Annotated in this window: 20 protein-coding genes; 2 read left to right on the top strand and 18 right to left on the bottom strand. The window is 41.2% G+C overall.

All coding sequences use genetic code 11. From position 1 onward, the window contains the following. Position 1 precedes the first annotated feature (1 nt). Positions 2 to 820 carry a shikimate dehydrogenase gene (gene aroE, locus M4974_RS03625; protein WP_248706230.1) on the bottom strand — a complete coding sequence of 273 codons (819 nt, stop codon included), beginning with the start codon at positions 818 to 820 and terminating at the stop codon, positions 2 to 4. Between the two features lie 432 nt (positions 821 to 1,252). Between aroE and M4974_RS03620 the strand changes: the two genes are divergently transcribed. Then, positions 1,253 to 2,710 (top strand): catalase, encoded by a 1,458-nt coding sequence (locus M4974_RS03620; RefSeq protein WP_248715759.1) that lies wholly within the window; start codon positions 1,253 to 1,255, stop codon positions 2,708 to 2,710. A 49-nt stretch (positions 2,711 to 2,759) separates the two neighbouring features. On the opposite strand, the gene M4974_RS03615 is transcribed toward M4974_RS03620, so the two are convergent. Together M4974_RS03615 and xerC are read right to left on the bottom strand one after the other, a co-directional pair. Further along, positions 2,760 to 3,638 carry an aldose 1-epimerase family protein gene (locus M4974_RS03615; protein WP_248715758.1) on the bottom strand — a complete coding sequence of 293 codons (879 nt, stop codon included), beginning with the start codon at positions 3,636 to 3,638 and terminating at the stop codon, positions 2,760 to 2,762. Between the two features lie 45 nt (positions 3,639 to 3,683). Beyond that, a complete protein-coding gene (xerC, locus tag M4974_RS03610) occupies positions 3,684 to 4,589 on the bottom strand; it encodes a tyrosine recombinase XerC (RefSeq protein WP_248715757.1) in 906 nt (301 codons plus the stop codon). A 132-nt stretch (positions 4,590 to 4,721) separates the two neighbouring features. On the opposite strand from xerC, the gene M4974_RS03605 reads away from it, so the two are divergent. Then, the gene (locus M4974_RS03605; protein WP_248706234.1) at positions 4,722 to 4,970 is read left to right on the top strand and encodes a hypothetical protein; all 249 of its coding nucleotides are present in this window, start codon (positions 4,722 to 4,724) and stop codon (positions 4,968 to 4,970) included. A gap of 39 nt (positions 4,971 to 5,009) precedes the next feature. Here the strand turns inward: M4974_RS03605 and M4974_RS03600 are convergent, their stop codons facing one another. The 15 genes from M4974_RS03600 to pyrH all read right to left on the bottom strand — a co-directional run bounded on the left by M4974_RS03600 (position 5,010) and on the right by pyrH (position 21,112). Then, positions 5,010 to 6,353, bottom strand: coding sequence for a PFL family protein (locus tag M4974_RS03600; RefSeq protein ID WP_248706235.1), 1,344 nt, complete (start codon positions 6,351 to 6,353; stop codon positions 5,010 to 5,012). A gap of 10 nt (positions 6,354 to 6,363) precedes the next feature. Next, positions 6,364 to 6,633, bottom strand: a complete 270-nt coding sequence (locus M4974_RS03595) for an ACT domain-containing protein (protein WP_089937322.1) — start codon at positions 6,631 to 6,633, stop codon at positions 6,364 to 6,366. A gap of 20 nt (positions 6,634 to 6,653) precedes the next feature. Continuing rightward, positions 6,654 to 7,097: a nucleoside 2-deoxyribosyltransferase gene (locus M4974_RS03590; protein ID WP_248706236.1), complete on the bottom strand. Its 444-nt coding sequence runs from the start codon at positions 7,095 to 7,097 to the stop codon at positions 6,654 to 6,656. 43 nt (positions 7,098 to 7,140) lie between these two features. Then, positions 7,141 to 8,301, bottom strand: a complete 1,161-nt coding sequence (locus M4974_RS03585) for a hydroxymethylglutaryl-CoA synthase (RefSeq protein WP_248706237.1) — start codon at positions 8,299 to 8,301, stop codon at positions 7,141 to 7,143. Between the two features lie 17 nt (positions 8,302 to 8,318). Further along, entirely contained in the window at positions 8,319 to 9,941 is a 1,623-nt protein-coding gene (locus tag M4974_RS03580; RefSeq protein WP_248706238.1) for an ABC-F family ATP-binding cassette domain-containing protein, read from the bottom strand. An 80-nt stretch (positions 9,942 to 10,021) separates the two neighbouring features. Next, a complete protein-coding gene (locus M4974_RS03575; RefSeq protein WP_248706239.1) occupies positions 10,022 to 10,411 on the bottom strand; it encodes a hypothetical protein in 390 nt (129 codons plus the stop codon). A 39-nt stretch (positions 10,412 to 10,450) separates the two neighbouring features. Further along, positions 10,451 to 11,191: an RsmE family RNA methyltransferase gene (locus M4974_RS03570; RefSeq protein WP_248706240.1), complete on the bottom strand. Its 741-nt coding sequence runs from the start codon at positions 11,189 to 11,191 to the stop codon at positions 10,451 to 10,453. 2 nt (positions 11,192 to 11,193) lie between these two features. Beyond that, the gene (gene prmA / locus M4974_RS03565; protein WP_248706241.1) at positions 11,194 to 12,069 is read right to left on the bottom strand and encodes a 50S ribosomal protein L11 methyltransferase; all 876 of its coding nucleotides are present in this window, start codon (positions 12,067 to 12,069) and stop codon (positions 11,194 to 11,196) included. Next, on the bottom strand, positions 12,066 to 13,139 hold the full coding sequence (locus M4974_RS03560; protein ID WP_248706242.1) for a zinc-binding alcohol dehydrogenase family protein: 1,074 nt from the start codon (positions 13,137 to 13,139) through the stop codon (positions 12,066 to 12,068). Before M4974_RS03560 ends, prmA begins: the two co-directional genes overlap by 4 nt. Before the next feature lie 34 nt (positions 13,140 to 13,173). Beyond that, entirely contained in the window at positions 13,174 to 15,027 is a 1,854-nt protein-coding gene (gene lepA / locus M4974_RS03555) for a translation elongation factor 4 (RefSeq protein ID WP_248715756.1), read from the bottom strand. Between the two features lie 94 nt (positions 15,028 to 15,121). Beyond that, positions 15,122 to 17,179, bottom strand: coding sequence for a glycine--tRNA ligase subunit beta (gene glyS, locus M4974_RS03550; protein ID WP_248706244.1), 2,058 nt, complete (start codon positions 17,177 to 17,179; stop codon positions 15,122 to 15,124). Continuing rightward, positions 17,179 to 18,123 (bottom strand): glycine--tRNA ligase subunit alpha, encoded by a 945-nt coding sequence (glyQ, locus tag M4974_RS03545; RefSeq protein WP_248706245.1) that lies wholly within the window; start codon positions 18,121 to 18,123, stop codon positions 17,179 to 17,181. Before glyQ ends, glyS begins: the two co-directional genes overlap by 1 nt. A 28-nt stretch (positions 18,124 to 18,151) precedes the next feature. After that, on the bottom strand, positions 18,152 to 19,633 hold the full coding sequence (locus M4974_RS03540) for a DUF2130 domain-containing protein (RefSeq protein WP_248706246.1): 1,482 nt from the start codon (positions 19,631 to 19,633) through the stop codon (positions 18,152 to 18,154). Between the two features lie 208 nt (positions 19,634 to 19,841). Continuing rightward, entirely contained in the window at positions 19,842 to 20,387 is a 546-nt protein-coding gene (frr, locus tag M4974_RS03535; RefSeq protein ID WP_248706247.1) for a ribosome recycling factor, read from the bottom strand. After that, entirely contained in the window at positions 20,387 to 21,112 is a 726-nt protein-coding gene (pyrH, locus tag M4974_RS03530) for a UMP kinase (protein WP_248706248.1), read from the bottom strand. Before pyrH ends, frr begins: the two co-directional genes overlap by 1 nt. Positions 21,113 to 21,145 lie beyond the last annotated feature (33 nt).

Below are 21,145 nucleotides of genomic sequence, written 5' to 3'. Positions count from 1 at the left end.
TTTATTCCTCAATTTCTTTTTTCATCAATTTCCGGTCAGCCGGACAATTAAACCAATATTCAAAACTCAAAGCCCCCTGACCCACCAACATCGGCAAACCATTTTGTGTCTTTAATCCGCGCGCTTGGGCTAGTTGTAACAACTTAGTATGAGCATTACGATAAATCATATCAACAACATAGGCTGAGTCTGGTAAATAATTTAGCATGGTATCAGTTAATAAACAGTCATTACCATCCATGCCAACCGTGGTAGCATTAATCAACAAGTCAGCTTGAGACAGGGCCTCTTGCAATAAGTTTTCATCAGCAATATCGATTAATTGGGCCTGCTGATTTAATTTGATCAAGGCCTTTTGTCGTTGCAGCCAATCCGCGTGCCGACGGTTAAAAACAGTTAAGTTATTAACCCCATAATCCCTAGCACTGGCAATTACTGCACGAGCAGCTCCACCAGTTCCTAAAATTACTACTCGCTGCTTTGCTTGTCCTCGGGGTAAACTTTGCCAAAAGCCATCCCCGTCTGTACTGGTACCAATCAAACGCCCCGCTTCAATTTTTACCGTATTGACTGCCTGTAAGCGCTGAGCCAGTGGAGATACTTGGTCCAAATAAGGAATCACAGCGGCTTTAAAGGGTGTTGAAACATTAAAACCACCAGCTCCCAAAGCTTTTAAACCAGCTATTACAACCCCCAACTGATTAGGATCTACATCAAAAGCTTCATAGTGAGCATGTAATCCGCTAACTTGCATCATGGCATTTTGCATTTTAGGGGATTTAGAATGTCCCGCTGGATGGGCTAATAAACCATACAACATCCGCCAAGCCCCCCTTCATCTCTAATTGTCACGCTAACTACCTCCTAACGAAAAAAGAACCATGCTAGCACAATCCCTAGCACGATTCTCACCCCCGCCGGTCTGGCGGAAAAAATAAAAAGTCACTAAGCATTGTTTGCTAACACCCAGTGACCAAACCTCAAAACTTCTGGTCGCTCAGTGCATCGTGTTACCGACGCATTGAGCGACGGCGCTACATAAACCAGAAGTAAAAATAACTATTGTGTTGTGAGGTCATAGTGGTCATAAAAGTTTCCTTAAATTTATTTATGAGTATACATTAATTTAAATTTCATGAATTGTCAAGGATATCCTTAGAATTAATTAGTAAATATTTTAGAAAAGACTTGCTAATTAATTTATCAAGTGATAAATTATAGACATTCACAACTATACCAAAAGGAGTTTTATATGCCCGATAGAAAAATAACAACTCGCAGTGGTCAGCCCTTTGCTAACAACCAGCACAGCTTATCAGCTGGTGAACGTGGCCCACTGCTTTTACAGGACTACCAATTAATTGAAAAATTAGCCCACTTTGATCGTGAGCGTATTCCAGAACGAGTTGTCCATGCTAAGGGTTCAGGTGCCATGGGGCATTTTACCCTAACTAAAGATATGTCAGCATACACCAAGGCTGACTTCTTAAATGGAGAAGGTAAGGTTACTGACACCTTTGCCCGTTTTTCCTCAGTAGCTGGTGAAAAAGGTTATCCCGATACGGCCCGTGATGTTCACGGTTTTGCCGTTCGTTTCTATACTGACGAAGGAAACTACGACATTGTTGGTAACAATACGCCGGTCTTCTTTATTAATGACCCACTCAAGTTCCCGGACTTTATTCATTCCCAAAAGCGTGAACCACAAACTGGTTTACGTGACGACAACATGCAATGGGATTTTTGGTCTAACTCACCTGAAAGTTTGCACCAATTAACAACTCTTTTCTCCGACCGTGGTTTCCCTTACGGTTATGGTTACATGCACGGTTACGGTTCCCACACCTTCAAATGGGTTAACGCACAAGGGGAACAGTTCTGGGTTAAATACCACTTCAAATCTAACCATGGCATTAAAAACCTATCCCCTGAAGATGCCACAGCCATGATGTCCAAAGATACTGACTGGCACCGTCACCAAATGTTTGATGCCATTGAAAATGGGGACTATCCATCTTGGACTGTTAAAGTTCAAATCATCCCTTATGAAGAAGGTTTGAATTATAAATATGACATCTTTGATGTAACCAAGGTTGTATCTCAACACGATTATCCTTTGATTGAAATTGGACAGTTTATTCTTGATCACAATCCTGGTAACTTTTTCCGAAATGTTGAACAAGCAGCCATGTCCCCTGCTAATCTAGTGCCTGGTATCGAACCTTCATTAGATAAGTTACTCCAAGGTCGTTTATTCTCTTATAATGATACTCAGCGCTATCGTCTCGGAGCCAACTATCAAGACATTCCGGTTAACCGCCCTAAAGCAGGTGTCAAAGTTGACACTTACGAGCGTGATGGCTACATGACTACCAATGACAATGGTGCCGACTCTGTTGTTTATGAGCCAAACACCAAAGGGGGTCCTGTCGAAGATCATCGTGGCGACATTGCTGGGGATGAAATATCTGGTAAAACTGGCAATTATCCAGCTTACGACCAAGATTACTTCTCCCAACCAGCAGCCTTGTACAATTTGATGACTGAGGATCAAAAAGAGATTCTAACGCAAGGAATTGCTGATTCCTTAGGTTACATTGATGACCTTGCAACCCAAGAGCGCCAAATTAATTTGTTTACGCAAGTTGATGCCGATTATGGTCAACGGATTGCTGATAAAATTGCAGCCATTAAGGCCCAGCAACAATAAGCATACAAAAAAGGACTTGAATATAAATTCAAGTCCTTTTTAAGTTCTCTTAGAAGAAAGTCATGCTGTAAGAACCTTCGAAGGTATCACCGGCGGCTAAAACATTGACACCAAATTTCTCTTTGAAATTTCCAGTCGCATCAACCGTATCAGCAATACCCCACCATGGCTCAATGGCAATGAAAGGCGCCTCCTTACCAGCTGGTGTCCAAATTCCTAGGAATTGAGCATTTTCAACAGTCATCTTCATGCCGTGCTGGTTAGCCAAACGAGCTAACAAGAAACTGGTTCGCTGACGATCAAGTTTTAAAACAATAGCATCATCATGATAATCTTCCTGGCGTAAACGCAAAGGAATGTTAGCATTAAATGGCGTTGGCAAATTAGGATTGGAATATGGTCCTACCAACCGAACCCGGTCGTAGACAATTTCGGGTTCAATTGACAAATAGTAATCTGAAAATTTGCCACCATCAAGCGGTAAATTAAAGGCTGGATGCCCCCCAACGCTAAAGAAAAGCGTTTCTTTTTCATCAGGATTATGAACAATGTAATCAATTTTTACTTCATCCTGATTCGTCAAAATAAACCGCACGTCAAATCGAAATTTAAAGGGATAAATCCGCAAAGTCGATTCATTATCACTTAAACGCAAAACAACTTCTTGCTCACTTTGTTCAACGACATCAAAATGCATGTTACGGGCAAAACCATGTTGGTTCATGTAATAAGTTTCGCCGTCAACTACAAACTGGTCACCTCGTAAACGACCCACAATTGGAAATAAGTTTGGTGCATGCCGGCCCCAATATTTAGGATCCCCAACCCAAATATATTCTAATTGAGCCACTTTATTCCAGACACTCGTTAATTCGGCTCCCTCTTCGTTTATTTTTACTTGTAAGTTATTATTCTCTAAAATAATCATGTTTTAATTTTACTATTGTTACCGTTTGAAAACAATTGCAAAAATTTATCGTTTTGCCCTAGGAAAGAAATTGCGGTAATTATCTTGCAAACTAGCACGGGAAACGTGGGTATAAATCTGCGTTGTCGATAAATTGACATGTCCTAGTAATTCTTGTACAGTCCGCATATCAGCTCCATTATTGAGTAAATGCGTGGCAAAACTATGACGGAGCATGTGGGGGTGAATTTTTCCAGTCAAACTGGTTCTGTTCATTAACTGTTGCAAAATATAACTAATTCCGGCGGTAGTTAAAGGTTTGCCTCGTTGATTAACAAAGACATAATTATGTTCTTGCCCCTGTAATAATTTTGGTCGTAACTGATTTAAATATTGTTGCAGGGCCTGTTGGGCAAAATGACCAAATGGTACATAACGATCACGTTGCCCCTTTCCATGAAGTAAGACTAGACGCTGACTAAAATCAATTTGATTAATTTCTAGCTGAGCAACTTCTGCTACTCGGGCTCCAGTCGCATAAAAAAATTCTAATAAAGCAGCATCACGTTGCCAAAGGGGATGTTGCTCAGGATTATAGGCTACTGCAAAGAGTTCATCTAATTCACTTTCATAGAAAAATTCCGGTAAGTGATCTTGGTGTTTTTTTAAGGCCACCTGACTAAAGGGATTATCGGTCACGTATTGGCGATTTAATAAAAACTGATAAAAAGTTCTTAGACTACTGACCTTTCGGGCAATTGTAGTTCGAGCCTGCTGGGCTTCATATAGGCTAGCTAAATAAATCCGTACGTCTAGATTTTGAATCGATTCAAAACTAGTAAAACCACCATTCTGATTCAAATAATCCTTAAAATGACCAATATCAGTCAGATAGGCCTTGACTGTTTGAGGTGAATATTGCCGTTCAGCGGTTAAATATTCTACATATAATTTTTCTAAATCTCGTGACATGTCTTTTATTATAACTTTTTGGCACCGTAAATGTTAAGAACTAGTAAAGTTCCTTATGATTTGTAAAAGAACCGCCTTTCTGTGCTTTAAACCGCTATAGTTAATGGAAGAAGTAACCCAAGGAGGTCAATTATGAACTTACCAGTTTCATCAACAGCCGATACTTTACGTCATTTTATTCTTGACATTCAAAGTAAGTTTGCTGGATCTTTAAATCATTTTCGTGATAACGTCTTAAACACTCGTGATGCTCGTGTCGCTGCCAAGCGTGGCGAAGCCTTTGTGCCAAAACACTATCCTCTACAATTGGACAAAAATAAGCGTGTTTACGTTCGCAATGATCGCTACGCTTATTCCACAAAAAATAAATCAACAAAATGATTCACAAAAAAACGGCTAAAGTTAGCCGTTTTTTTGTATTTAATTTTTGAATGAATGAATTGGTGCTGGAATATGACCACCACGATTGATAAAATCGGCACTCGACTTTTCAATCACTGGCATAACCGGCGCTATTCCTAATAAACCACCGTAATCAACCATGTCACCTACCTTAGTGCCATTAGTTGGTAGCAAGCGGACAGCAGTTGTTTTATTGTTTTGCACCCCAATCGCCGCTTCATCAGCAATAATGGCACTAATCGTCGTAGCGGGCGTATCACCAGGTACGGCAATCATATCTAATCCAACCGAACAAACTGACGTCATTGCTTCTAATTTGGCCAGAGAAAGCGTTCCTGCTACGGCAGCATCAATCATCCCCGCATCTTCAGAGACTGGGATAAAGGCACCGGAAAGTCCACCAACTTGTTGAGAAGCCATGACACCGCCCTTCTTAACCGCATCATTTAACAGCATCAAAGTGGCGGTTGTTCCATGGGTGCCGACTTGTTCTAACCCGATTTCTTCCAAAATTTCAGCCACAGAATCACCACGGGCTGGGGTTGGTGCCAAACTCAAATCAACAATTCCAAAGGGTACCTGTAAACGTTGCGCTGCTAAACTTCCCACAAACTGACCAACACGGGTAATCTTAAAGGCGGTTTGCTTGATTGTCTCGGTAACCACATCAATTGGTTGACCCTTAACCTGGGTTAAGGCTCGTTTAACCACTCCGGGTCCAGAAACCCCGACATTAATCACCACATCAGGCTCACTGACCCCGTGGAAGGCACCTGCCATGAAAGGATTATCTTCCACAGCATTAGCAAAGACCACCATCTTGGCATTAGCTGTATCGGACTTATCAGTAATGTTTTTGATTGTTTCACCCATTAATTTAACGGCATCTAAATTGATACCGGCCTTAGATGAACCAATGTTGACGCTAGACATAACCAAGTCAGTCTCAGTTAAAGCACGGGGTAGCGACTTAATCAAGGCCAAATCACCATGAGAAAAACCTTTTTGAACTAAGGCTGAATAGCCCCCAATGAAATCTACGCCAACTTCTTTGGCAGCCCGATCTAAAGCGTGCGCTAAAACCAAAATTTCATCTTCATTAGCTGAACCAGCAATCAAAGAAATCGGCGTAACACTAATTCGCTTGTTGGTGATGGGGATTCCATATTCCCGTTCAATTTGTTGAGCAACGGCGACTAAGTTTTGAGCATACTTGGTAATCTTTTGATAGACCCGTTCGGCCGTGTCGTTGACATCAGCTCCCACAGTATCTAACAGGGAAATTCCCATTGTTACTGTTCGAATATCCAAATGATCTTCGGCGACCATTTGAATTGTTTCACGTATTTGCTTTGTATCCATGGGTTACCGCCTAAACTCGTGCCATTGCATCAAAAATTTCTTCCCGCTGAACATGGATAGTCACACCCAATTGTTGACCGGTAGTTTCTAAAGCCTGTTGCATAGCGTTAAAATCATTAGCTTGAGGTAACGCAACTAACATTGACATGGTAAAAGTTGTGTCCATGATCGTTTGGGCCATGTCTAAAATATTAGCCCCTTCTTGGGCCAAAGTCTGAGCTACGCCAGCAACAATCCCCGCCTTATCTTTACCAACTACAGTCACTACTGCTTTAATCATTCTCACTACTCCTCTGTTCTTTAAAACATTTCCCCGTCATAAGGGATGCTTGGTAATTGATCAAAATCATATTCTGCCAACTGACTTTCTTGCGTCAAAAAGGCGGTTAAGGATTTGCCTAACATTAAGTTCACCGATCCAGGCTTTTCCTTAAATAAAACAATTGGATGCCCAGTTGCATGGGCATAACCGATTTCCCAAGCCGTTCCGGAATCAACCTGGTCATCCACATAATCAACGATTGCCACAACAACATCCGCGTCATCAATTGCCTGAACATCTCCTTGGTAGGTTGCAGTCTGCCAAGCTGGACTAAACATCTCATATTCTTCATGCTGATGTTTACGAGGTGAAAAAACTTCCCCAATTTGTGGATGTGAAGCTAACAGCGTTTCTAATCGGCTAACCCGATTAATCTGCTCTTCGTCAAAAAAAGGACCTGCTAAATAAATGTTTTTAGTCATAACCATACTCCCTTATTAAATCCAAACTACCTAAAAAATCATCCTAGCGATAAAGTCGTTGACCTGCTCGCCAACCATAGAATTGGCAAATTGTACGGTCATCTAGGGCCGTTGTTTCTTGATCTTGATGAGAATCATATAATTGCGATTTAAACATTTTTTCATATTCAACTACACTCAAACGTTGCCGTTGGGCTAATTGATAATCAAGAACGGTGGCATTAATCAGATCTTGATAATCAGGCTGAAGGGTCAAACTAAATAGTTCTGCTTCGGCTCCTGATCCAAAACTAAATAAATTAACTTGGTCGCCGGCCTGTAAGCTATCATCATGTGCTAAAAGTGATAATAGACTCAAATACACCGAACCAGTGTATAAATTACCAACCTGGCGACTATATTGTTGACTGGCCAACAAACGCTTAGTTAAAGATTCTTGCTGATCAACTGACGCTTGGTCGATAATTTGATTCAAGGCCTTTTTACCCATTTTAGTATAGGGCAGATGAAAGGCAAAAGCGGACACATCGGCAATGGTTTGCTTGTTTTTTTGACAATACTTTTGCCATAGTTCAACAAACATCGTGAGATAAATTTCCGTTGATAAATGGCCATCCACCAAGGCCGTATCCGAGTCTAAGGGACGCCAAAAATCGGTCACTTCGCGGCTCATAAAGACCGAATCATTATTAATCACGGCCAATTGCGGATCAGCACTAACCAACATGGCAATGGCACCGGCGCCCTGGGTGACTTCCCCGGCTGTATTTAAACCATAACGAGCAATATCAGCAGCGACCACCAACACCTTACGGTCAGGATGCAACATCACATAGTCTCGAGCACTCATTAAAGCATAAGTCCCACCGTAACATGCCTGTTTAACTTCTATCGTCCGTAAATAATCCGGTAGTTCCAACAATTTTTTTAGGTAAATTGCTGCTGATTTGGAATTATCAATGCCCGATTCCGTGGCAAATATCACTTCATCAATCTGATGACTATTATCTGCATCAATAATTTTCCGGCTGGCATTAACCGCCATGGTCACAACATCTTCATAGTTAGGAACCACGGCCTGCCAGTCTTGCCCAATGCCAATCTTAAATTTATCGGGATCAATTTCCCGAGCCTGAGCTAAGTCAGTTAAATTTAAGACATAATCAGGTGTATAAAAAGCGATTTGATCAATACCTACCTGCATCTCAGACTCCTTTGTGCTTAATAAAGTTGAGCGACTTTTTCTTGAATACTTTCATTGTTAATAAATTCATCATAAGTTGTATCAAGTCGATCAACACAGCCCTTAGCTGAAACTTCAACCACATGATTGACTGTTGTTTCAAGGAATTCATGATCGTGAGAAGTCATAATAATTGAACCCTTAAAGGACTTAACAGCATCGTTTAGGGATTGAATTGATTCCAAATCCAAGTGGTTAGTTGGATCATCCATTAGCAAAACGTTAGCCTTAAGCAGCATCATTTTAGCCAAAACAATTCGAACCTTTTCACCACCAGATAGAACACTGATTTCTTTGAGGGCATCATCACCCTTAAACAACATCTGGCCCAACATTCCGCGCAGTGATGTATTGTCCTTTTGCTCTTCTTCGGCAAAGTCACGCAGCCAATCCAAGACAACCAGGTCTTGCTTGTCAAAGTTATCATTCAAATCCTTGGCAATGTAAGATCGACTAGTCGTAACACCCCAAGTCACAGTTCCCTCATCGGGTGCCATTTCACCGGCAATGATTTTCATCAAAGTGGTACTAGCTAAGTCTGAACGAGATAAAATTGCAATTTTATCCCCGGGACGACCAATGAAATTAATGTTATCTAAAATCTTTTGACCATCAATAGTCTTGGAAACACCTTCCAAACGAATTAAGTCATTCCCCAATTCCCGATTAATTTCAAAATTAATGTAAGGGTACTTTCGCGATGAGGGCTTAATATCATCAAGAGTAATTTTATCTAACTGCTTTTTACGAGCGGTCGCTTGTTTAGACTTAGAGGCGTTAGCTGAAAAACGGGCCACGAATTCCTGCAATTGCTTAATTTGTTCTTCTTTTTTCGCATTTTGTTGACCGGCCAAGCGTTGAGCCAGTTCAGATGATTCTCGCCAGAAATCATAGTTACCAACAAAGGGCGTAATTTTACCAAAATCAACATCCAAGATGTTGGTTGATACGACATTTAAGAAGTGACGATCGTGGGAAACCACAATGACCAAGTTAGGGAAATCAGCTAAGAAATCCTCCAACCAGGTAATCGTTTGTACATCCAATCCATTGGTTGGCTCATCTAAAATCAAAATATCGGGATTACCGAACAAGGCTTGGGCTAAGAGTACCTTAACCTTATCGTTTTCAGTCAATTCACCCATCAGTGATTGTTGCTGCTGGTCATTGATGCCTAACTTGGTCAACATTTGAGCTGCTTCGGCTTCAGCGTTCCAACCATCTAATTCTTCAAATTCAGCACTTAGGTGAGCCACTTGAACACCATCTTCATCACTAAAATCAGGTTTAGAGTAGATGGCATCCATGGAACTCTTCACTTCATAAAGACGTTTATGTCCTTGCAAAACCGTATCCATGACCGTGAATTCATCAAAGGCGAAGTGATCCTGTTGCAAGGAGGACATTCGCTCCCCTTCGCCAATATTAATGGTTCCTGATGTTGGCTCTAACTGGCCCTGTAGCAATTTCAAAAAGGTAGATTTACCGGCACCATTAGCTCCAATAATCCCATATGTATGCCCTGGGGTTAGTTTTAAATTAACGTCTTGATACAACTTATGGCCTGAAAAACTAAAGGACATGTCAGCTACTGTAATCAATGTGTTTCCTCCTTGGAATGCTTGCGTATTAATACTCTTTTTAGTGTAACAGAAAAGGCGCGTCAACTCGCGCCATAAAATCAATTGCCTAAATCGTGAAAACCATTTTCGACCGATACAAAATTTTCGTCGGGATCATCGCGTGTATCACGCAAGAAAGTAAACAGACTTAAAATTAAGTAAAATAAACTAAAATAATAACCATACTGATTTGAAACCAAATTCAGTAACAGTGTAGTTAGTAAGGCAAAAGTTAAAGGTTGGACTAGTAGCCACAAAAGAGACAGCCCCTGTTTGCGAATTTGCCATCCAAAGTATAGGGCATAACCACCGTTTAGGATAAAGAAAATCCATACTATTGGCGTTACCCCATACCAACCCAGCCAATCCCCTAATTGCGGTAATCCATAGGCCAAAATAATTATTAAGAATAACTGCTGTATTTCAAAACGGCGTAAAATTTTTTTCATGAAGATCTACTTCCTTAAAATGCCAAATTAATTGCCGGCTTATTGTAATTCCGTCAAAACACTGATACCTGACAAGGCATAAATTGGGGCAGTTTCAGCTCGTAAAATCCGAGGACCTAAACCGACTGGCTTATAATCCGCCTGTGACAACTGTTTAATTTCATCTGAGCTTAATCCCCCTTCGGGGCCAAACCACAGGCACAGCGACTGACCGGATTTTAAAGTACTAACTTCTTGCACAAAGCGACTAGCTTCGCCCTCTTTCGCCGATTCTTCCCAGGCAACTAGAGCAATATCTGATTTAATTTGAAAAGTCTGCTCCAGTTTTAATAAGTCAATTTTAGGAACTACTAAACGATGAGACTGTTGGGCAGCAGCCAGCGCAATTTTTTCTAGTCGGGCTTGTTTTTTTGCGGCTTGTTTTTCCCAATTCACAACTGAACGAGCCATGCTAGTAAAAACAATTCGGCTAACGCCTAGCTCTGTCGCTTTTTGTACAAGCCAATCCGAACGATCGTTTTTTAAAGGAGAAACCACCAGAGTTACTGCCACCGATAGTTCAACCTGCTGATTCAACTCTTTAACAATGGTCAGAGTCATCTTTTCAGAATCAATTGAATCAACTTTAGCAATCACTAAACGCTGTTGTTGATCCACAAACTCAGCTTGACTACCAACTTTAGCGCGCAACACTCGACCAAAGTGCTGATAGGTATCAGAGTCCTTTACCAACTCAAATTGATTAGTATCTAGCGTTTGATTTAAGAAATAACGTTGCACGACTAACCTTCCTTTTGGGTAATGTAAGCGTACCATGGACCCCGACTTAAGCGTTCAATTATCTTAAATCCCTGATTTAGGAGATTTTTTTCAATCATTGCCGCCTGGTTTTCATAAATACCAGAAACTAAGAAATAACCCCCAGTAACCAGATGATCCTTAGCTTGGGGAATCAGTGGTTCAATTACATCAGCTAAAATATTGGCCATAATGATGTCAAAATCATGATCGGGTACTTGTTTTAATAAATCAGATACTACTAAGTCAATATCTTGCGCCACTGGATTAAGGCTTAAATTCTGTTGCGCCGTTCCTACGGCCGCTTGGTCAATATCAGTCCCTAGGACATAATCAACCCCCAATAATTTAGCAGCAATTGCCAATACCCCTGACCCAGTACCGACATCTAGCACTTTTTCACCACCGCGGACAACCGTTTCTATCACTTGTAACATTAAAGACGTTGTCGGGTGTGTCCCCGTACCAAAAGCGGTCTCTGGATCCATGATAATTAATTTTTCATCGCTTTGTTGTCGTTGATAATCTTCCCAAGCCGGCACCACCGTTAGCTGCCGGGTTATCCGACTAGCATGATAGTATTCTTTCCAGTTGTTTTCCCAATCACTTGGCTCTAGTTGTCGTTGACTAGGCAGAATTTCTGGCAAGGATACTCCGGTTGCTTGTAAGTGCTTTAAGGCTCGATCAAATGCTTGATAATTTTTCGTAAAATCATCATTTTCTTCTAAATAAACCGTTAAATCAACCGTTTGTTCTTGATCGGTCACCTCAACACCAGTCGCACCATTACTAACCAAGGCATCAGTCACTAGTTCAGCACTATCGACCGGTACATGATAGGTTAGCGCAACCCAGGTCATTGTTCATCCTCTTGATAATCGATCACAACTTTACCCAAGGTATGATGCCCTTCAACAATTTTAGTAGCCTGTTGCAAAGACTCAACACTAAGTCCTTGGTAGAACTTGGTTGCTGTTGACCTCAACTCACCTTCATCCAATAAGGTAGCAATTTTTGTCAAAATATCACCCTGCTCCTGTAGATTATGGTTAAAGTTACCTCGAGCTAAGATAAATACCCAACTAAATTGAGCACCAATTTCTTTCAAAACGCCAATATCAACTGGCTTTGTGTTGGTTACGATACCAGCAATGCGACCAAAGGGTTTAATGGTATTCACCATCAAATCCCAATAGGCATCCGTATCTTGTAAATTAGCAATATAATCAACTTTAGGATAGCCCAATTTGCTTAACTGCCCAGCCAGGTCTTCATGGTAATCCAAAACATGGTCGGCACCTAAACCTTCTTCCCAAGCCTTTGATTCTTTATTACCAGCCGTAGCGATTACTGTTAAACCGATATATTTAGCCAATTGAATTAAAATTGATCCAACACCACCCGCACCATTAATAATCAATAATGTCTTATCTTGGACACTGTCTCGTTCAACAGTCAAACCAAAAGCTTGGTGCAAAATATCATAGGCCGTAATTGATGTCAGTGGCATGGCAGCTGCTTGACTGGCTGATAATTCACGTGGTGCATGGGCTACCAAGGCGGCTTTAATCACTTGATATTCAGCATTAGTTCCAATCTGAGGTTGCGTCCCAGTATAAAAGACCTGGTCACCAACCACGAAATCATCAACGTTTTTACCAATGGCTTCAACTTCACCGACGGCATCCAAACCTAACACTTTAAAAATACCATCTAAGTGATAATTTACCCGCGTTTTAATATCAATCGGATTAACCGAACTAGCACTAATTTTAACCAACAGTTCCCCCTCAGCTGGCTTAGGCTTGGGAATTTGACGGCTAATAAAGGCATCTTTTTCAGACAACTTAGCGTTGTGATTGATTCCAACCGCCATCATTTTGGGTTGGAAACGCTGCATTAAATTTTTAAATGGTGTCAAAATTGACATGCTATTTCTCCTCTAACTATTTTAAATTCAGTAATTAATTTCCACGAGCAAATTTTTCATCATCATCGGTTTTCAAAACTGCCATGAAAGCTTCCTGTGGCACACTTACGGTACCAACATCTTTCATACGAGCTTTACCACGCTTTTGTTTATCCAACAATTTAGCTCGTCGATCTGGATCTCCAGTGTGAATTTTAGCGGTAACATCCTTACGGTAAGCCTTGATGTTTGTCCGAGCCAATATTTTGTTTCCAATTGCGGCTTGAACTGGGATTTCAAAGTTTTGCCGGGGAATAATTTCCTTTAACTTGGCCGTAATGATACGTCCTCGTTCAACGGCAAAGTCACGATGAACGATAAAACTCAAGGCATCAACCTTACTACCATTTAGAAGGATATCAATCTTAACCAAATCAGAGGCTCGATAACCAGCTAAATCGTAATCTAGGGAAGCATATCCACGCGTATTTGACTTCAACTTGTCAAAAAAGTTAAAAATAATTTCAGATAACGGCATGTAGTATTTAACGTTAACCCGGTTTTCATCAAGATATTCTAAGGTATCAAATTCACCACGTTTACGCTGAGCAAGCTCCATGACTGACCCGACATATTCGTTGGGTACCATGATTTGAGCGTGAATGTAAGGCTCTTCAATCTCTTTAATTTGTTGTGACTCTGGTAATTCTGATGGATTCTCAATCGATAATACTTCCCCATCAACTGTCTTCACTCGATAGGTAACCGAAGGCGCGGTTGTAACAAGGTCTAAATCAAATTCTCGTTCTAATCGCTCCTGAATGACATCCATATGCAAGAGGCCTAAGAAACCAACACGGTAACCAAATCCTAGGGCTTGGGAAGTTTCCGGTTCAAAGGTCAAAGCCGCATCGTTTAACTGTAGCTTCTCCAAAGCCTCTCGCAAATCGCCATAGCGGGCATTATCAGATGGGTAAAGACCAGAATAAACCATCGGGGTCATCGGCTGATAACCAGGTAATGCTTCTTGGGCCGGATTTTGAACCGAAGTGATTGTGTCACCAGAATGGGTAGTATGAATATCTTTAATCGAAGCCGTCAGGTAGCCAACATCGCCAGCCATTAGATAATCACGTTTTTGGGCATTCGGTGACATCACCCCAACTTCGGTAACCTCATATTCAGCCCCAGTGTTCATCATTTTAATCCGGTCCCCGGGTTTAACCACGCCTTCTCGAACTCGGATATTTACTACCACGCCACGGTAAGAATCGTATTGGGAATCAAATATTAAAGCCCGCAATGGCGCTTCCAAATCACCCTCTGGCGCAGGAAAATCACTTACGATACGTTCCAATAATTCAGGAATACCGATGCCTTGCTTAGCCGAAACCATGACCGCTTCAGAGGCATCAATACCAATTACATCCTCAATTTCTTTTTGGACTTTTTGTGGATCAGCTGCCGGCAAATCAATCTTATTAATGACTGGTAAAATTTCTAGTTCATTATCAAGGGCCAAGTAAACATTGGCTAATGTCTGCGCTTCCACTCCTTGAGAAGCATCAACGACTAAAATTGCCCCTTCCGCAGCAGCCAATGAACGCGAAACTTCATATGAAAAATCAACGTGTCCAGGCGTGTCAATTAAATGAAAAATATAGGTTTGCCCATCGTTGGCATCGTAATGAACTTCAACGGCATTTAGCTTAATGGTAATCCCGCGTTCACGTTCCAAATCCATGGTATCGAGCAATTGCTGTTGCATATCGCGTTCAGCCACCGTATGTGTTTGCTCTAAAATCCGGTCAGCGATAGTTGATTTCCCATGATCAATGTGGGCCACAATCGAGAAATTCCGGATCCGCTTTTGTCGCTCTTTGAGTTGGTCAATCTTAATTTCTGCCATACTTGCTCCGTCTGTTTAAAGTTTAATCCTGCTTCTATTTTACATGAAAAAGGCACAAGGTGATACTTGTGCCAGTAAATAGTACGGTTAAAGTCTACTTAATTACGATTTCTTCTAAGTCACCCATACCGTTAATCAAGCGACTAATTTGGTTTAACTGAGCATAGCGGTTAGCCCGAATAGCCTGATCATCATCGTTAACCATTGTTGCTTCAAAATAGGCGGCAATTGGGGCCTTCAAACCAGCCAAAGCTTCAAACAAATTCTGCGCACCAGTCTGAATCAAATCTTGAAGATTGAGCCCTTGGGTTACTGAGTACAACTGCTTTTCAGCACCATTAACTAATAGGTCTGGTTCAACTGCCGCATCGCTAGGCTGTTTAGCTGCTAAACGGCTAACCCGAGTCAAAGCTTCAATGACGGCTCTGAAGTTAGCATCATCAGCATGTTGGCTTAACACCTGAGTACGATCAGCAACATAAACAAAGTTGCCCGTAACCACATTAGCCGTTCCGGCCGAAACAATATCAGCCCGAATGCCCTGATCCAAAGCCTGTTTACGCAAACGATCAGTCATAAAGTCAATCACTTTTTCCAAATTAGTGTCAGCTACTGGCAAATTATTTTGCTTATATTTACTCAAAATTGCCAATAGATCCAACTGCCAACCCTTACTTTCTAGAGTCCGGACAATTCCGCTGGCTGCACGACGCAAACCGTAAGGATCATTTGATCCAGTTGGTACCATGTCAGCTGCAAAGAAGGTCACAATGGTATCCAACTTATCAGCCAACGCCAATACTGCCCCAACATTACTTTGAGCCACAGTGCCATCAGCTGAAATAGGTAGGTAGTGTTCACGAATTGCCTGGCCAACGGCTGCTTCTTCGCCAAAGAGTTTAGCATAGTGTTCACCCATGACACCTTGTAATTCATCAAATTCACCGACCATACCAGTCATCAAATCAAACTTATAAATTTGAGCAGCACGCTGCAAGGCTTTCGTTTCATCGGCAGATAATTGCAAATATTGAGCTAACATAGCAGCTAATTGGCCAACTCGTTGCATATGTTCATAGACCGTACCAATCTTTTCATGGAAGACCAATTTCTTAACCCGTTCCATGTAATCAGCAATCGTCTTTTGTTGATCCTCTTGGTAGAAGAACTCAGCATCTTCCAAACGAGCTACTAGCACCTTTTCATTTCCAGCAATCACATTAGCAAGATGCTGGCCGTTTCCATTACGAACAGAAAGGAAGTGGGGCAGCAAGTCCCCTGCTTGGTCAGTCACGAAGAAGAAACGTTGGTGTTCCCGCATGGAAGTAATCAAAACTTCCTTTGGTAGGGCCAAATACTTATCCGCAAAGTTACCGGCAAAGGCAGTTGGCCATTCCACAATATTATTAACTTCCTCTAACAAATCTTGAGCGGCTTCAGAATCCAAATCAAGCTGCCAATTATTTTCTTGAGCAATGGCCATTAATTGAGCCATAATCTTTTGCTTACGCGTCTGGGCATCCGCCAAAACAAAGACTTGTTCCAAACTTTGTTCATAGTCGCTAGCAGTTGGAATGACTACGTCACCACTGGACAAGAACCGATGTCCACGGGTAGTATTACCTGTCTTAACGTCCAAAACAGAAAAATCAATCACTTGTTGGTCCAACATTGCTACTAACCAGCGAATTGGTCGAACATACAAGAAATCATGGTTCCCCCACTTCATGTAGGTAGTAAATTTCATTTGCATGACCACTTCATCACCCAACTTAGCCAAAATATCAGCTGCTGGTTCACCGGTTAAAACTTTATTAAACCAAACATAGCCATCACGTTGCATTAAGTTTTCTGGAGTTGTGCCCTGCCCACGAGCAAAACCTTGTGCCGCTTTAGACCAGTTACCATCAGCATCTTTGGCCCGTTCAATTGCTGGCCCACGTTTTTCTTCACTGATACTTTCTGATTCAGCAGCTAGGTCAGTAATTTGCACCGCCAAACGTCGCGGTGTGGACAAGCCCTTTAATTGACCGTATGACAAACGATGGTCAGCCATAAAGTCACGAACTCGTTGCAATAATTGTTCTTCTGAACTAGTTACCAAATGTGCCGGTACTTCTTCTAAGCCAATTTCTAATATAAATGTTGCCATTAGTTATTCTCCTGACGGGTGTACTTTCCATGACTGCCCAAGTACTTTTCACGTAAATCTTGGTCCTTTAACAATGGAAAGCCCAATTTTGCTCGTTCTTCAATAAAAACTTTAGAAACCTTACGAGCCATAGTCCGAATTCGATGTAAGTAACCAGCGCGCTCAGTAACTGAAACCGTTCCGCGGGCATCCAATAAGTTAAAAGTATGCGATGACTTCAAAATATAGTCATAAGCTGGGTGCACTAGCCCTAGATTTAACAAACGAGTTGCTTCGCCTTCATAATCATCAAAATGACGTAAAAGCATATCTTGATTAGATTCTTCAAAAGCATACTTAGAATGCTCATATTCTGGCTCTTTGAAAATATCACCGTACAAGACCCCATGACCCCACTCTAAGTCGTAAACCGTGGGTACATCTTGGATGTAAGAGGCCAAACGTTCTAATCCATAGGTGATTTCAGCGGTAACAGAATCCACTTCGATTCCACCGACCTGTTGGAAGTAGGTAAATTGGGTGACTTCCATACCATCCAACCATACTTCCCATCCAATCCCAGCCGCCCCCATTGAAGGGTTTTCCCAGTTATCCTCAACAAAACGGATATCATGTTCTAACGGATTAATTCCCAACGCTTCTAAAGAAGCCAGGTAAAGTTCTTGAATATCATCAGGCGAAGGCTTCATGACAACTTGAAATTGGTGATGCTGGAACAAACGGTTTGGATTATCGCCATAGCGACCATCGGCTGGTCGACGTGATGGCTGTACATAGGCGGCATGCCATGGTTCCGGTCCATTGGCCCGTAAGAAAGTATACGGGCTTTGAGTACCAGCCCCGACTTCATTATCATAGGCTTGCATTAGATTAGCTCCTCGGCTAGCCCAAAACTCCTGCAAAATCAAAATAATATCTTGTAATGAATGCTTTTTTTCAGTCATAATTTTTCCTTTAACTTTTCCTAATAAGTCATCGACGTTCGTCTTGCGACTTAAGATTGGCAAACTTGGCCTGCATGGTTGGATTACCTCGGGTTAATTTTTTAACACTGACGTCATCTAACTTATTATTAGCTAAGCGTAATTGATTTTCGGAAGTCGTCAATTGTTTTTTAACATCTTCCATTCGAGCAATGGACTTATCAATACTCTTCAAAGCCTCTTGTACATTTTTGGAATACGAAATGTAATTTTTAGAAAAACCAAGCTTAAATTTTTCAATATTGTCTTCAAAATGAGTGATGTCTAAATTTTGCTCGCGCATCGCCGCTAGTTCCTGCTGATAAGAAACCGAATTTAAGGCTGCATTACGCAAAATCCCAATAAATTGAATAAAGAACTGGGGCCGAATAACATACATTTTTTCGTAATCACTCACCTGCACAATCCCCGTATTATAGTAGTCATTATCAGCTTCTAGCATAGAAACCAATACAGCATATTCAGTCTTTTTTTCACGGCGGTCTTTATCTAGTTCTTTGAAAAAATCAGCATTTTTATGCTTGGCAGCGGTAGTATCAGCTTCATTTTTCATATCAAACATGATTGAAATAAATTCCAAGCCATTTTGATAATCACGGAAAATAAAGTCCCCTTTAGAGCCACTTTGACTGGATACTTCATTATCTTTTTCAAAATAAGCACTAGGAAAAGCATATGGACGAATTTTATTAAATTCCTGATGAGCGTATTCTTCCAAACTCTCCCCAATTTCCTTGGTAGACTGGCGTGCTTTGAAATCCTTATAAAATTCAACCTGTTCATTGGCTGCTTTTAACTTAGCCTCATAATCGCTTTTGACTGTAACAACTTCTAGCTCCTGAGTTTTAGCTTGATTAGCCAGCTCACTCTTGATTTGAATCATATCTTTCTCAAGAGCCGTAATTTGTTGATCTTTTGTCGTTAACGCTTGGTTATGGGCTAATTCATTTTGAGATATTGCTTCTTTAATCTTCGTCTCAGTATTTTCTTGGATATTTTTAATCTGGGCTTCTAAAAGCGCAATCTTTTCTTGTTGTTGACTTTGCTTTTCTAATGCTTTTAGATGTTCATCCTTTTGCGCTTGATCCTTTTTCACTAACAGCTGATTATGGGTCAATTCATTTTGAGATATTGCTTCTTTAACCTTGGTCTCGGTATTTTCTTGCAGCGTTTTAATTTGAGCTTCTAAGAGGGCAATTTTTTCTTGTTGCTTACTTTGCTTTTCTAACGCTTTTAGATGCTCATCTTTTTGAGCCTGACCTTTTTGGGCTTCAATAATTGGTGCTTGTTCTTCCTGCCAAATCTTTTTTTGCTGGGCTAAGCGTTGTTCAAAATCACGATTCAATTCATCGGACAAACCAGCCGTGTCAATTTTCTGTTCATCTTTTAGATCAATTAAATCGCCAGCCTGAGCCGCTTCATCCAAAACTAATTCGGTTGCCGAACGTAAATGATACTTTATCTTAGCCATGGTTTTCCTTTCAATTCATCAAAAAAGCGCCTAAGCCATCCCAATGTCAAAACTGACATCAGGACGCTTACGCGCGGTTCCACCTGATTTCTGAATCAAAGATTCAGCACTCGAATTATTCTCAACTCCTAGGTTGCCAAGCCCAATCAATGCTAAGAACTAAATTACTTATATTATGAATAGTTTCTTGCTAAAAATCAAGAAAAGATTAAATAGTCATCAATTCTTTTTCCTTATCACTAGCGATAGTGTCAACGGCTTTCGTGTTGTCATCAGTCAACTTTTGAGCCTGATCTTCAGCATCGTGAACTTGGTCTTCAGTAAGTTCTTTATCTTTTTTGATGTCATCCATTACGTCACGACGCACATTACGAATGGCAACCTTAGCCTTTTCAGCTTCGGCCTTAACTTCTTTAACTAATTCCTTACGACGTTCTTCAGTCATTTGTGGAATCGCTAAACGAACAATCGTCCCATCGCTGGCTGGATTTAAGCCCAAGTCAGACATGTTAATCGCAGTAACAATTGCTTCCAATGCACTCTTATCAAAAGGAGTGATCAATAACAAACGAGCTTCTGGAACAGAAATTGAAGCCACTTGGTTCAAGGGTACCATTGAACCATAATATTCAACTTGAACTCGGTTTAAAATGTTAGGATTAGCACGTCCAGTACGAATATCAGCCAATTCACGACGAAGTGCTTCTTGGGCACCGTGCATACGTTCCTTTGCCTTAGAAAAATCAAAAGCCATTACTTTCCTCCTACAACTGTTGTACCAATGGGTTCTCCCATGATAACGCGTTTAATATTACCTGATTGATTAAGATTAAAGACCACTAAGGGCATGTTGTTCTCCATTGAAAGTGAACTTGCCGTTGAATCCATGACCTTAAGACCCTTCTTCAAAATGTCCAAATGAGTCAAAGTATTAAACTTGTGGGCATCCGGATTGGTACGCGGATCATCATCATAAACCCCGTCAACACCATTTTTAGCCATCAAAATCGCATCCGCATTAATTTCGTTAGCCCGCAAGGCAGCTGCCGTATCCGTAGAGAAGTAGGGTGAACCAACGCCGGCCGCAAAAATCACAATGCGACCCTTTTCCAAATGACGGATAGCTCGACCACGAATATAAGGTTCGGCAACCTGTTGCATGGTGATTGCTGTTTGAACCCGAGTATCAACCCCCATCCGCTCCAAAGCATCTTGAAGTACAAGAGCGTTCATAGTTGTGCCCAACATTCCTGTGTAATCAGCTCGTGAACGTTCCATTCCAACCTTAGCAGCCGGTTCCCCGCGCCACAGGTTTCCACCACCAACAACGATGGCAATTTGTGTACCTAAATCGTGGACTTCTTTTAATTCAGCGGCAATTTCATTAACTGTCTTCAGATCAATTCCTTGACCCTGATCACCGGCCAAGGCTTCGCCAGACAGCTTCATTAACACACGCTTATACTTTCTGTCAGTCATCATAACCTCTTTCATTGCTGCTAATATTATAAC

This window comes from Convivina praedatoris (genome assembly GCF_933208495.1).
GTDB classification, from domain to species: domain Bacteria; phylum Bacillota; class Bacilli; order Lactobacillales; family Lactobacillaceae; genus Convivina; species Convivina praedatoris.
This window is presented reverse-complemented; position numbering and strand designations above follow the sequence as displayed.